The organism is Halonotius sp. F2-221B (assembly GCF_046719765.1).
Classification (GTDB): domain Archaea; phylum Halobacteriota; class Halobacteria; order Halobacteriales; family Haloferacaceae; genus Halonotius.
The window spans coordinates 83,939-97,268 of record NZ_JABEBY010000002.1 but is presented as its reverse complement, the minus strand read 5'-3'; the positions used below and the strand labels follow the sequence as shown (position 1 = coordinate 97,268).

Genomic DNA, 13,330 nt, shown 5'->3' with positions numbered 1-13,330 from the left:
GCCGCTGCCGCGGTTTTTTCAGCCGACTCGCCACCGCAGGAGTCCGGCCGCCGCCCCGAGTGAGCCACCTGTCCACAACAGCAGGCCAACCGCGCTGACCAGCGGCAACGCGTAGCCGGACTCGCCGGCCGACAGCACACCGATGACGGTCTCAAAGACAAGCCCCCGGTAGGCACTGTTTGGGATGAACCCGAGGGCCAGCTGCAACGTCGTCTCGGTAAAGACGCCGTCAAGCACACCGAGAACAATCGCCGCCTCACCACCGACAACGACAGCGAGCACCGCAGCGATCGCGGCAACAATCGCCGTTCGCGCGGTGGACACAACAATCGAAGCCAAGAGGACGACAGCCACAAGCGCGTTGCCAAACACCAGCGTCACCACGAGAAACCGCCCAAAGAGGATCGGCGAGTCGACCCCCGAGTGTGTCGCAAACACACCGGTATCCGGGGCAGCGACGAGGGCGACGACAAGCCCAACGACCAGAAGGGCGACGCCGACAATGGCCGACAACACAGCGGCCCGACCAAGATAGACCGCGCCAACATAGGTAGCTGGCGACACAGCGTAGGTATCCAGCATCGCCACCTCGCCGCGGTCAAGATCCGACGGGATCGCCCGGTAGCCGATGGCGACCGCGACAATCGGAACGAGCACCTCCAGTGGCAACAGCAGATCGACAACAGTCGGGATGTAGCCCGTGGCGGCCCCACCGCCGCCGAACGTTAGCCCGAGCAGAATCCCACCGACCGCAAGGCCAAGCAGGTAGTAGCTCCGTGTGCGGGCAGCCGTGCGGAGCTCGCGGCCGATCAACGTCGTAACGAGGGATAGCGAGCTCATGGCTGCCCTCCCGAGTCACTGGGTGCATCGGACGCCGCCGCGTCTCGCTCCGCACTACTGTCATCACCACGACGAGCAGCCCCCACAGTCGTCGCCGGCTCGTCGCCGGCTTGCGGGTCGATGACAGCATCGTACACCGCCCAGAGATCAGCGGCGTCGTACCGCTCGATCAACTCCTGAGGTGAGCCAGCCGCGGCAACACCGCCTGATTCGAGGATAACGACGTGATCGGCGTACGTTTCGACCAACGACAGGGTATGAGAGGCGACGACGACCGCCATTCCGTCGGCGGCCCGCCCGGCGAGACTCTCGAAGACCCGCCTGGCCATGCTTGGATCGAGGCCGCTGGCGGGCTCATCACAGCAGACGACTGGTGGATCGCCAAGAACGGCCTGTGCGACCGCCAGCAGTCGACGCATCCCGCCGGAAAGCGCGGACACCCGCCGGGTTCGGGCCTCATAGAGATTGACCTCACGCAGGAGGGCTTCCGTGTCAACGGCGGTGTCGACCAACGAGGCGTAGAAGTCGACGGTTTCGCTGACGGTGAACTGCGGCCGAAACGCCGGCTCCTGTGGCAGATACCCCATCGGTCGATCCACGTCTGGGCCGGTGTAGGTCACCGTGCCGGCGGTGGGATCGACATGGCCCAACAGCGTCTTCAACAACGTTGTTTTGCCGATCCCGTTGGGGCCGATCACGGCGGTCATCGCGCCGGGGGCGATATCGAGGTCGACACCCTCGAAGATGGGTCGGCCCCCGTATTCTTTCGTCAGTCCTGTGGTCGTGACGACCGATGTGTCTCCATCGCTGTCGCCCGGTGCGTCCTTCGCTGTGGCTTCGTCAGCGTCAGTCATGAGAGATGAGAGTGTGCGTGCTGCGCGCGATCTTCGCACGTGCCGGTGCCATCGCTACTGTGGAGTGGTATCATTGGTTAGGGTGGTGATGCTGTCGCGGAGACGCCAGCAAGCCCGTCGGTGTGGAGGGTCGCTGTTGTCTCAACAAGCTCAGGATTCTCTGGGGTCTCGACTGGATCTGGATCGAGGATGCTCCCGGATCGAAGTCCTGGCGAGGAACCGGTGAGTTCGCGGAGCCCCTGGTATACCGGCGAGGCGGCGACCGTCCGGCGGGCCATCGAGCGGTGTCGTTGGCCATCGACCGGATCGGTCGGCATATACGCCCGGTCGGCCGTCCGACCGCTCGGCGTCGTCAGCGCTCCTTCCCAGTAGTTGCCGCGCCAGACCCGCAGCGGGCCGGCACTCGCGCCGGCGTGGCGATCATTGTCGATGAAGTCGTTAGCGGTCACCTCGCTGGTCGCCACCACGGAGCCGGTTCGCATTCCTTGATTGTTATGTCGCACGACATTGTGTTCGTACAGCGAGTTGATCGCGGTCGTCGTGATCCCGATCCGGCTGTCGGTGACGCCGTTGTGGGCGATATAAGAGTTCGAGCCGCTGGTCGAGATGCCGGTCGCCGTGTTGCGAACGAGGTTGCCGACGATGGCGTTGCGGGTTGGATCGGTCATCACCGTGATCCCCCCGTACTCCTGGCCGGCCATGCGGTTGTCGGCGACCAGCGTCTCGGAGCTATACATCAGATGAACGCCGTAGCGGTTGTCCTGAAACGTGTTATTGCGGATAATCGTCCCATCCGATCGGTGGAGATAGACGCCGTCGCGTCCATCGGTGACTGTGGAGTCCTGTATCACCGTGGGCGAATACATCGCGATAACGCCCATGAAGCCGTCGTGCCAATCCTCGGGGCCAGCCACCGAGAGATTCGTCACGACCCCGCCGGGGCTGCGTCGCAACAACACGCCGTTGGCGGGCGTGTGTGGCACGGTCACGTCGGCGATGAGCAAGTCATTCGCGCCGGTCGCTTTGATCGCGGCATCGCCGTGGCCGTAGCCGAGTTCGATATTTGCGTCCCAGCTGTCGCCGGCGACGGCATCAGGGTTCCGGGTTTGGTTGCCAACGCCGGTGACGGTCACCCCCTGGATCGCAACCCTGTCGGCGGTGACGCTGACGACGCTGCCCTCACCGTCGCCGGTGATCGTCGCGCCCGGCCCGCGAAGCGTGATCGGGTGATCGATCTCGATGGGGCCCGGATACTGGCCGGGGGCGACGGCGACCGTTGTCCCGTTTGGCGCGTCGTCGATGGCGGCCTGGAGGTCATCGTCCGGCCTGACTGTGACCGATCGCTCTCGGTCGAGGAGCTCGGTTCTGTCAGCCACCCATGCGTCAGCGTCAGCCCGCTGCTCCGCGACGCGGTCACGAACAACCGCGCCGTCGTCGGTCTCGAAGGACTGCTCGCCGAGGGTCGACCACGAGACGACCCGCCCGCCGGTGTCGTCGGCGAATGCGGTGGCGTCATCGCGGTCGCTAAACGGGACGATCGCCTCGCCAACCGGCGTTGTCGCGCCACTGTCGACGACGAAGACGGCGTCGCTGGCGGCCGTCCAATCAGGCAGTCGCTCGGTGTCGATCCGGCCATCGTCGCCGACGCTGGGGGCCGTGTTGCTGTAGTCGGTGACGTAGGTCACCAGCGGGTGGCCGTACTGCTGTTGGGTCGCCGGCTCATTGATCGCCGCCAGCGCGGTCGGGAGCCCGTAGTAGCCGATGACATACTGGTACTGTGAGTAAAACACCTGCACGCGGGGGATCGCCGCGGTGTCGTCGGCAGCGATCTCCTCGGCGGAGGCGACCCCGATCGCGCGGGTGTCCTGGAAGGGAACGGGCTCCGGGGCCGCAGAGTCGACGGAAACCCCGAACAGCGCGACCGGAATGACGACGGCGAGCACGAACAGCGTGAGCCCGATCTTCCACCGCCGGGGGAGCCGCCAGTCCATACCCCGACTCATCGCCTCGCGGACTTAGCACGTGTGGTATAGCATCCGAAGAACCATCAGTGTCGAGTTACGAGAGGTCGCGGCCACAGGAGGGACATGTTGGGTTCGGCTCATCGTTTGGCTCGACATTGAGTTGACAGTGAGGACACCAGCGAAGCGTTTTGTCCTGATTCGGTGTGTCGTGGGTCATGATCGTGTATTAAACCGCGATCGGTTTCAGCACCAGGGTGGCTGGGGCGTGTTGGGGATACTCATGAGTGCGTGTGTGCTGTTCGACACCGGTTTGAAAACTCCGAACCGCGGTCACCGCCCACTCTGAAAATAGACACATTTTTGCTGACCGATTCCAGATATTGTGCTATGGCAATCCGCAACAACCGGGGCGGAAATCAGGGCTGTGCCGCGTTACCTGATGCGGTACCCTTCGACTTATCTCATCTAACCCGACAGAGTTGGGAGTTGGGAAAAGCCACCGTTCAGGACGAACACGCGGCGACACGTAGTAGATGGATCCATCAGACAGACCAGTGGCAGTTGTCGATTTTCGAGGTTACGAGTGAAACAGTCATTATCTGTATCCGGACTCCTGTGGGTCGAGAACGATTTTACGGAGCGATGCAGTCTGAACTCGAATCCGCTATGCAAAAACTCGAAGCGAATCCGTCTTGGCAGCAAGTAGCGTAAGCACACGGTGGTACCCCGACAGTGTCGTCGCAGACGAAAAGCCGTGGCTAACGGGCGTAATCGCTACTGGGAAAACAAATACTCGCCAATCGTTGACCGAAGTCTCTTGCCCACAATTTCATCAGAACAGATCGTTATCTGTCGTTGCTGTCGGGGATACGCTGAGAGGTTCGATCGGTTGACGTATCCGTGTTTGTCGGTTTTGAGAAGTGCTCGGACTGTGGGAAACGCGGCACCGAACCCACAGCCGAACAGAGCGACACGACGCACACGGCTGTGTCATACTCCTCCGACCACCTGTGGCCGATCAGTCCAGCGATCGGAGCGTTGAGTTCACCACGACCAACAGACTACTGGTTCCCATCGCCACCGCGGCCAACAGCGGATTCAGGAGGCCGGCGACCGCAAGCGGGATCGCCACCGCGTTGTAACAGAGCGCCCAGCCGAGGTTCTGGGTGATCCGGCTGTTGGTCTTCTCGATGATCGTCAGCAACGAGGGCACCGCCTCAAGCGTCCCATCGGCGACGATCACGTCGCCGGCCTCGGTTGCCAGCTTGGTTCCCGTCGCCAAGGCGATCCCGAGATCCGCCGTCGCCAACGCCGGGGCGTCGTTGCTGCCGTCGCCGATCATCGCCACCCGCCCCTTTGAGCGAAGCTCTCGGACGGTCGCCGCCTTCGCCTCCGGTGGGACGCCTGCAAAGACCTGATCGACAGCGGGATGCTCGCCGAACGCCTGCGTTGCGGCCTCGTTGTCGCCGGAAAGAACGACGATCTCGCGGTCGTCAGCCGCAAGCTCGCTGACGACGCCCTCCCAGTCGGCTTTCGGCTCGTCGCCGACGGCGATCACCCCCTGGATCGTCTCCGACCAGCCGACGACGACGGCGACCGCCCCATCCGCGGCGATGCGGTCGGCGGCAGTGAGATACTCCTCGGGGTCGTTCCACTCCCCCTCGCCGAACAGTGATCGATGGCCAACGAGTGTGTCCGCACCGTCGACCTCGCCGCGAACGCCGCGCTCTAAGGTGTCGACTGTCCCCATCGAGGCCGCGCTGTCGGCCCAGCCGGCGGTGGCAACGCCGCCGTCAGTCATCGCTGAGCGATCCGCCTCGTTGTGTTCGTTTGCTGCCGCTGTCTCCGGGGCGGCTGCCGCAACGATCGCATCAGCAACTGGGTGGGCCGCGGCGCGTTCGAGGGCGGCAGCCGCCGACAGCACGGCCTCGGGGTCGTCGGCGACCGTCTCGGTGACCTCCATCTCGCCGGTCGTCAGCGTGCCCGTCTTATCGAGGGCGATCGCATCGAGATCGATCGGGCGCTCGAAGACGGTGTCACTGGCGACAACCAGCCCGTGATTGGCGGCTGTCTGAATCCCACGAGCGACCGCCAGCGGCGTCGCCAACCCCAACGCACAGGGACAGGAGACGATGATCACGGTCAGCCCGGTGAGCAGGGCGGCCGCCGGCGACGCGCCGGTTGCGATCAGACCGACCGTGGCAACCGCACCGATCGTCAACACGAGCGGCACGAAGATCGTCGCCAGCTTGTCGGCGAATCGCTGGACGCCGGGGGAGCTGCTCTGGATCTCCCACAACAGCTCGACGAGGCGATCCAGCGTGCTATCAGCGTCCTCACCGGCCTCGATCGTCAGCGGCTGGTCGGTGACGACAGTGCCACCGCGGACGAAGTCGCCGGGGCGTTTGGTGCGCGGGATCGACTCGCCGGTGACCAGGGCCTCGTCGACGGCGGCGACCCCCTCGGCGACCGTCCCATCGACCGGAATCCGATCGCCTGGACGCACCAGCAGTTCGTCGCCCGGCTGCACCTCGGCGACAGGGACAGTTGTGCCGTCAGGTCGGCGGGCCTCATCGACCTGAATCGCCGTCAGCTCCGAGAGCAGATCCGACGCCCGGCGTTTGATCCGGCTCTCATAGTAGTTGCCGAAGGTGACAACCAGGATGATGGCGACGGTGACATCGAAATAGAGGTCGGTGCGACCCAACCCCATCGCCAGCGTGCTGTAGCCATACGAGCCCAGCGCGGCGACCGCGACAAGCAGATCCATATTCGGCTCGCCGGCTTTGAGACTGACATACGCCCCTCGGAGGATCGGATACCCGGTGTAAAACAACACGAGCGACGCCAACAGCCACAGCTGGGTAAACAGATACAGGCCGTCAAACCCGCTGAGATCGATCAGCGGCTCGAAGCCGAAATATTTCGGATAGATGAACAGCACATACCACATCATCGTCATCATCCCAAAGAAGCCGCCACCGATGAGGAACTTGGCGACGGCGACATCGCCGGCGACAGCCGAATCCTCCTCAAGCGAGCGTTCGGTGGCGTCGTAGCCGTACCCCGAAACCAACGCCGGCAGCCGGTCGCTGTCGACAGCATCAGGATCGTAGTGGAGTTTCAGCGTGTCCGTCGCGTAGCTGGCTGTCGCCGCGCCGACGCCGTCATTCTCGACGGCGGTCGATTCGAGAAACGCCTCACAGGTCGCACAGTGCATGCCATCAACGTGGAGATACTGCTCGTCGTACTCGTCCGGGAGGTCGTCGGGATCGGTGTCGGACCGGAGCTCCTCGCGTGCGTCGTCCGGGCTTGTCGCTTCGAGAGAGCCAACCGAGCGCGCAACTTCCAGACAGCCGTGACAACAGAACTCACCGTCGACAGCCTCGTCGGTGATCGGCGGGTCAGGCGTCGGCAGTTCACAGAGCGAACAGGTGGTCATGCGGTGGTGTGGCGGTTGCCGTTCGATGACGACCGACGCCGGCGGTCAGCCGCGGACAACGGCCGTTATGCGTGGTCGTGGCCGTGTTGTCCATCGCCGGACAGCGGCCCAAAGGCGATAAACAGCGCGGCGGCGATGATCGCAACATTGAGAAGCGAGATGACAGCAATCTGCTCTTTGACAACCGCATAGTATCCCATCGCCGGCAGCGCGGTGAGCGCGACCAGTGTGCCAACCCGTGGTGAAACCATGTTGAGCGGGATTGGCTCTCATCGGTGTTAACTCTTTGTGCCAGTTCCTACTCAGTGAGCGACGGCCGCTACATTTATTGGTTGGATTCTACAAGACGGGCGTGATATGGAGGAGGAACAAACGGTTCGCGAACTCGGCCACGACGAGTTCGATCCAAACGGGACACTGGCCCTCATCACGGTGTATTTCCTGATCCTACTCGCGATGTGGGTCTTTATGTACTTCGTCGAGTTCCTCGGCAACGAACTAACGGTTGTGGGATAAATGAACATTCACAGCTACGAAAAGATCTGGCTGGTGGTCGCGATCCTACTGATCGTCGGTTTCATCAGTACGGTCACGTACGGCGCGACGGCCGTCGGGATTGATATGGTCGACGATGAGGGTGGCACAGTCAATGCAAGCGCGCTCGATGAGGATCCACGGTTTAGCGAGCCACGGGTCGAACGGGTTGGTGACAACGAGTACGAGGCGTATGTCATCGCCCAGCAGTACATCTTCAAACCTGATCCGATCACGGTGCCGGCCAACAGCACGGTGACGTTCTTTATTACCTCGCCGGACGTGATCCACGGCTTCGAGATCGTCGGCACAAACGCCAACACGATGGTCATTCCCGGACAGGTCGCAGAGATCACGGTCAACTTCAATGAACCCGGGGAGTACGGCGTCGTCTGTCACGAGTATTGTGGGAGCGGCCACCACACGATGGAAGGCTCCGTTGTGGTACAACCCGAGGATGAATTTGAATCCGGAGGTGACGAATAATGGGGTCAGCACTCGAAACCGGCACACCAAGCTTCGTTGATCGCTTCCCACAGGAGGCATCGGTCGTCAAAGCTGCCCTGACAAGCTCGTTTATCGCGCTGTTCCTTGGCGCGGTGTTTGGGATCATTCAGGGGTTACACCGAACCGATGTGTTTCGGTTCCTTGATTCACAGTACTACTACACCGTGCTGACAGCCCACGGTGTGCTGATGGTCGTCTCGTTTACCATCTTTTTCCTCGTTGGGATCTTCACCTGGGCCGTTGTCCGCAGTCTTGATCGGCCGGTCGAAGATATCCGCTACACGTGGGCCTGGTATGGCCTGATGGTCGTTGGGACACTGATGGCCGTTGTGGCGATTCTCGGCGGGTTTGTCCCCTCAACGGAGCTGAGTGCCGACGTGCTGTACACGTTCTATGCACCGCTCCAAGCCCATCCGCTGTTTTACGGCGGGTTAGCCATCTTCATCATCGGCACCTGGCTCGCCGGGGCTGATTGGTTCCGGTCGTGGTACGCCTGGAAACAGGAGCATCCCGACGAACGCATTCCGCTGCAGACGTTTATGGTGTTGACGACGATGCTGATGTGGTATATCGCCACGATCGGGATTGCGATCGCCGTCGTCGGCTTCCTGCTGCCGTGGTCGCTGGGCCTCATCGAGAGTGTGAATCCACTGTTGACCCGAACGCTGTTTTGGTTCTGGGGCCACCCGGTGGTCTACTTCTGGCTGATGCCGGCGTACCTGCTGTGGTACACGGTGCTGCCGAGTGTCTCGGGTGGGCGGCTGTTCAGCGACCCACTCGCCCGCGTCGTCTTTGTGTTGTTCCTCCTGTTGTCGACGCCGGTTGGCATCCACCACCAGTACGTTGATCCGGGCATCGCAGAAGGGTTCAAGCTGATCGCAATGACGAACACGATGTTCCTCCTGCTGCCGAGTCTGTTGACTGCCTTTACTGTCGTCGCCAGCATGGAACACGGCGCGCGACAGCGCGGCGGCACTGGCCTCTTCGGCTGGCTTCGCGCACTGCCGTGGCGAAATCCGGCCTTTACGGGGATGGCTCTTGCCGGACTGATGTTTGCTGCCGGTGGGTTCAGCGGGATGATCAACGCCGGGATGAACATCAACTATCTCATACACAACACGCTGTGGGTACCAGGCCACTTCCACCTCACCGTCGGGACAGCAGTTGCCCTAACGTTCATGGCAGCGACCTACTGGCTGTGGCCACAGCTCACGAACAAACCGCTGTTCAGCCGACCGATCGCGCTGACCCAAACTGTCGTCTGGTTTGTCGGCATGGCACTGATGTCGAATGCGATGCACGTCATGGGGCTGTTCGGCGTCCCACGGCGTACCGCCGAGCCACAGTACGAGGGCTTTGAGTTCGTCGCCTCCTTCGGCTCGATTACCGAGCTGCGAATGCAGCTTGCCCTCGGGGCGACCCTGCTGTTCATCTCAACGGTGCTGTTCGTGAGCAACATCGCACTCTCAACCGGGTCGCCGACGCGGACAGGGCTCGGACAGCCGCTCCCGAAACCGCTGTCGCCGGCGGCTGATTCACCGGAGGTGCTGGACAATCTCAAGCTCTGGTTTGGGATCGCTATGGTGTTAGTCGTCTTGGCGTACATGCTCCCGCTGGCCAGTATTGTCGGCGACAGTGGTATCATTGACCGTGGTGTCTCCGCGGCACCGATGATGATCGAGAGCGCATCAGGGCTCAATCCAGTTACTGCGGTCACTGAGGCGGTCAGCCGTCTGAGTGTGGCGATCGTGGGGGTGGTTCCATGAGAGACGCCTCCCCCGGCGGCATCCTGCTCGGAAGCGGCGTCCTGTTTGTGGTTCTCTGGGAGATCCGCAGCGCGCTCGGCCTGCTGGCCGGCGTCGACACCAACGGTGCGGCGTACTTCATCGGAACGGTCATCGTCGTTGCGTTCGTCGCCTTCGGCCTGAGCGTCGGGCTGTTTCAGGTGTCGGCGATGGTGTTCAACGAGCGTCGATCCTAACCAAGGGTCGACGACCCCTTCTCATGTCGCAGACAGCATCCATCTGGTCGCCGCTGCGATCGCCGGTCGGTACCGCGGTGAGCACCGCCGTTGTCGCGGTGGTGATGCTCGTGGCGGCGATCATGGCGTATCTCAACGGCACCAACGCGGCGATTACCGAGCTACGATCGCTGGCGTATCCGGTTGTGTGGATCAGCGTCAGCCTCGCGGCGGCGGTCTGGATCGGGCAGACAGTGCAGGGTCGCCCGCGCCGGTGGCGGGGGATCGCTGTCGGCGGCGGCTACACGCTGATGATCGCCTGGCTCACCGGCCTGGTCGGATCGACGACCGGCGGCTTCCCGCTGCGGGTGCATGCGGCACCGCCGGGATGGGGGCCGATCATCCTCTATGACAGCGGCCTGCTTCGGCTGTCGATCGTCCCGTTCAAACTGATCGCGTATCTCGCCTTAGGCTACGTCATCTACGCCCTTGTGGCCGCCCACCGGGGCTCGATCCGAGCGGCGGCCCTCGGTGTGTTCTCCTGTGTGAGTTGCACCGGCCCGTTGCTGGTCGCTGTCATTGGCGCAATCGGTGGGACGCAGGCGACGACCGCGGTGGCAACCGTCGGCTACGACATCGCAACGGTGGCGTTGGTGACGACGTTCGGACTACTCGTCGCGGTCGTCGCGCGACAGCAGGCGACCGGCTAAGGAGCTACCGACCGGTTGATGCCTTGATACCGTCGATCAGATCGCGGTCAACGTCGGTCGCTTGCCGGACGCTCCCCCCGTGAGCTGCTGCAAACGAGTCGGCGTCCTCGCGGACGGAAAACGGGATCACGTCCGGCCCCATCGCGCCCCGCACCTCGCTGCCGGCGACAACGAACAGTTCGGATTCAAGCGCGAAGGTGTCGGCGGCGAGTGCCGCCGAGATGAAGGGCTCGCTGTCGTCGCTGAGGTCGTACTCGATCGGGCTGTAATCGGTGAGATAGGTGCCGATCGGCGTCGCACCCGCCTCAACACGGTCGAAGCGATAGCTGTAGGCACAGATCCCACTGCAGAACCACGCCGGGCCGTCGCGGTCGTCATGCAGCGATTCGAAGTAGACCTGGCCGGTGGGGCCGGGGTAGTCCTGGATGATCATCCCACACTCATCGCAGGCCTGGCCCTCATCGAGTGAGACTGGGGCTGGCACCTCGCCGCCAGCCGAGGAGCCACCAAGACAGCCGGCGAAGGCGGTGGCTGCCAGCCCACCACCGGCAGCGACCATCGACCGCCGGGACAGCGGTGTCGACAGCGAGCGGTCGGGGATCGATCGATCGGGCGGGTGTGACATACCGGCTGGTATGGACCGGTCGAGCAAAATCCGTCTGGTGTGGCCATCAAACAGCGGTCGATGTCGGTGGTGGCAGCGACCACCACGAGACGCGACGGAGCTACTTCGAGGCCCACACCAGAGGCTACTTTCGCGTTGCGACGGTAGCGATTGGTAATGAATCGACGGTCGTATCTCCGTGCAGGCGCGGCGATGGCCGCAGGTGCATCGACAGCCGGCTGTCTTGGCGGCCTCTTCGATAGCGGCCCGGAAAACGTTGTGTTATCCGAACCGGACGACCAACTCGCCGAGAGCAGTTCGCTGGCGTATCCGGCCTACGGTGAGTCGTTTCCGGCGATTACGCTGCCAAATCCGTTCGCCGAGGAGCCGTTTTCGGTCGCCGACTTCAAGCAGCCGTTTCTCTGCACCGCCTTCTATGCGTTCTGTCCCGCCGAGTGTATCCTGCTGTTGAACTCGTTTGCGAAGGTGCAGGCGCGGCTGCTCGAAGCGGATCGGGCCGACGAGATCGGCCTCGTGGCGATCACGTTTGATCCCGAACGCGACACCCCTGAGGCGTTGCGGACGAACGCCGACCGGCGGGGGATCAACTATGAGCATCCGATGTGGTACTATCTGCGACCCGAATCGGCCGACGCCGCCAAACAGGTTGTCGAGGAGAAGCTCGGATTAGCCTACGAGAAGATCGGCGATGTCAACGGCGACGCCTACGAGTTCAACCACATCAGCATCACCTTCCTCGTCAACCCGGACGGGATGGTCGAGCGCGCCTATCGGGGCCAACAGCCCGATGTTGAGCGGCTCGTCGACGACAGTCTCACGGTGGCGGACGCCTATAGCCAAGATACCTGACCGTGAGCCTGCTTCTCCAACACACCTGTAGTGCGCCAAGTTCGGCGAGCAGCCTTGCCGGCCAGCCGGTGAGCCTCGGCGTCTTCCTGCTGATCGGGCTCTTCGGCGGAGCCCATTGTCTCGGGATGTGTGGGCCGTTAGTGACGACCTACGCCGATCGGATGCGCGACCAGGACGACGGCGGTGGCGGCCGTGGTGGCAGCCGGCTCTCTGTCGGGATGGTCAAACAACACGGGCTGTTCAATCTCGGGCGGGCGGTCAGCTACACGCTGATCGGCGGCCTCTTTGGCCTGGCCGGCTCGCTGGTCGTCGTCTCGGCGGGTCAGCTGACGACAGCGTTCCGCGAGCTCAATATCGTCGTCGGCTTCACGATCGGCGTGCTCATCATGGCTGCCGGCGTGAGCTATCTGATTCGCGGCCAGGTTATGTCGCTGCCCGGCGAGTCGCTGGTGACGCCGGTGACGACAGCGGTGCAATCGCGGCTCATGGCGCGGGTCGACGACTACGTTGGCGGCCCGCGGATCGCGCTGCTCGGCGGGATCCATGGGCTGTTGCCGTGTCCGCTGCTGTATCCGGCGTTTCTGTACGCGTTTGCCCAGGCCGCACCGGTTCGGGGCGCGCTGTCGCTGGCCGCCCTGGGGGTCGGGACGATCCCGTCGCTGTTTCTCTATGGGACGCTGTTTCAGTCGGTGTCGGTGTCGACCCGGGTGAAGCTCCACCGGGTACTCGGCGTTGGCTTCCTGGTGTTAGGATACATTCCGTTCCAACACGCGCTGATGCTCATGGGGATCCAACTGCCACACCTGCCGGTACCGTTCTACCAGCCGCTGTGAGGGGTGTTCGAAACCCCCGGAGGGAGGGGAACCGCGGCTCCAGCCGGGGAAGCACGACGAAACTTCGGATCTCGGTCGCTCCCCTCGGGCTAGCGGGGCGACCATCTATGCCCTATTGTTGGAGGTGTTAAGGCTCAGCGGATCATGTCAATGCTGCCGGCTTTACCGCGTCGGCCAACAAACCATGGTGGTTATCACCATACCCAGACAAC

General features: G+C 63.0%; 14 protein-coding genes. 8 read left to right on the top strand and 6 right to left on the bottom strand.

Going from position 1 to position 13,330, the window contains the following annotated elements; translation table 11 throughout:
* Nucleotides 1-18: 18 nt before the first annotated feature.
* The 3 genes from HKK80_RS01705 to HKK80_RS01695 form a co-directional block, all read right to left on the bottom strand.
* Complete coding sequence (locus tag HKK80_RS01705; RefSeq protein WP_411797882.1) at nt 19-840, bottom strand: ABC transporter permease; 822 nt, start codon at nt 838-840, stop codon at nt 19-21.
* On the bottom strand, nt 837-1,694 hold the full coding sequence (locus tag HKK80_RS01700; RefSeq protein WP_411797881.1) for an ABC transporter ATP-binding protein: 858 nt from the start codon (nt 1,692-1,694) through the stop codon (nt 837-839). The genes HKK80_RS01705 and HKK80_RS01700 overlap by 4 nt, the downstream gene beginning before the upstream one ends.
* A gap of 77 nt (nt 1,695-1,771) precedes the next feature.
* Nucleotides 1,772-3,685 (bottom strand): right-handed parallel beta-helix repeat-containing protein, encoded by a 1,914-nt coding sequence (locus HKK80_RS01695; RefSeq protein ID WP_411797880.1) that lies wholly within the window; start codon nt 3,683-3,685, stop codon nt 1,772-1,774.
* 360 nt (nt 3,686-4,045) lie between these two features.
* Here HKK80_RS01695 and HKK80_RS01690 point away from each other — a divergent pair, with 360 nt between their 5' ends.
* Nucleotides 4,046-4,369 (top strand): hypothetical protein, encoded by a 324-nt coding sequence (locus HKK80_RS01690; protein WP_411797879.1) that lies wholly within the window; start codon nt 4,046-4,048, stop codon nt 4,367-4,369.
* Nucleotides 4,370-4,676: 307 nt separating this feature from the next.
* Here the strand turns inward: HKK80_RS01690 and HKK80_RS01685 are convergent, their stop codons facing one another.
* Together HKK80_RS01685 and HKK80_RS01680 are read right to left on the bottom strand one after the other, a co-directional pair.
* The gene (locus tag HKK80_RS01685; protein ID WP_411797878.1) at nt 4,677-7,100 is read right to left on the bottom strand and encodes a heavy metal translocating P-type ATPase; all 2,424 of its coding nucleotides are present in this window, start codon (nt 7,098-7,100) and stop codon (nt 4,677-4,679) included.
* Nucleotides 7,101-7,165: 65 nt separating this feature from the next.
* Nucleotides 7,166-7,351, bottom strand: a complete 186-nt coding sequence (locus HKK80_RS01680) for a cytochrome-ba3 oxidase subunit (RefSeq protein WP_411797877.1) — start codon at nt 7,349-7,351, stop codon at nt 7,166-7,168.
* 106 nt (nt 7,352-7,457) lie between these two features.
* Here HKK80_RS01680 and HKK80_RS01675 point away from each other — a divergent pair, with 106 nt between their 5' ends.
* The 5 genes from HKK80_RS01675 to HKK80_RS01655 are packed head-to-tail and all read left to right on the top strand — an operon-like array spanning nt 7,458 to nt 10,811.
* Nucleotides 7,458-7,616 carry a cytochrome oxidase gene (locus HKK80_RS01675; protein WP_411797876.1) on the top strand — a complete coding sequence of 53 codons (159 nt, stop codon included), beginning with the start codon at nt 7,458-7,460 and terminating at the stop codon, nt 7,614-7,616.
* A complete protein-coding gene (locus tag HKK80_RS01670; RefSeq protein WP_411797875.1) occupies nt 7,617-8,120 on the top strand; it encodes a cytochrome c oxidase subunit II in 504 nt (167 codons plus the stop codon).
* Nucleotides 8,120-9,907 (top strand): b(o/a)3-type cytochrome-c oxidase subunit 1, encoded by a 1,788-nt coding sequence (locus HKK80_RS01665; protein WP_411797874.1) that lies wholly within the window; start codon nt 8,120-8,122, stop codon nt 9,905-9,907. The genes HKK80_RS01670 and HKK80_RS01665 overlap by 1 nt, the downstream gene beginning before the upstream one ends.
* On the top strand, nt 9,904-10,122 hold the full coding sequence (locus tag HKK80_RS01660) for a hypothetical protein (protein ID WP_120084387.1): 219 nt from the start codon (nt 9,904-9,906) through the stop codon (nt 10,120-10,122). The genes HKK80_RS01665 and HKK80_RS01660 overlap by 4 nt, the downstream gene beginning before the upstream one ends.
* Nucleotides 10,123-10,145: 23 nt before the next feature.
* Complete coding sequence (locus tag HKK80_RS01655; RefSeq protein ID WP_411797873.1) at nt 10,146-10,811, top strand: hypothetical protein; 666 nt, start codon at nt 10,146-10,148, stop codon at nt 10,809-10,811.
* Between the two features lie 4 nt (nt 10,812-10,815).
* Here HKK80_RS01655 and HKK80_RS01650 read toward each other — a convergent pair whose 3' ends face one another.
* Nucleotides 10,816-11,436, bottom strand: a complete 621-nt coding sequence (locus HKK80_RS01650) for a nitrous oxide reductase accessory protein NosL (protein WP_411797872.1) — start codon at nt 11,434-11,436, stop codon at nt 10,816-10,818.
* A gap of 156 nt (nt 11,437-11,592) precedes the next feature.
* On the opposite strand from HKK80_RS01650, the gene HKK80_RS01645 reads away from it, so the two are divergent.
* Together HKK80_RS01645 and HKK80_RS01640 are read left to right on the top strand one after the other, a co-directional pair.
* Nucleotides 11,593-12,285, top strand: a complete 693-nt coding sequence (locus tag HKK80_RS01645; RefSeq protein ID WP_411797871.1) for an SCO family protein — start codon at nt 11,593-11,595, stop codon at nt 12,283-12,285.
* Nucleotides 12,286-12,287: 2 nt separating this feature from the next.
* Entirely contained in the window at nt 12,288-13,118 is an 831-nt protein-coding gene (locus HKK80_RS01640; protein ID WP_411797870.1) for a sulfite exporter TauE/SafE family protein, read from the top strand.
* Nucleotides 13,119-13,330 lie beyond the last annotated feature (212 nt).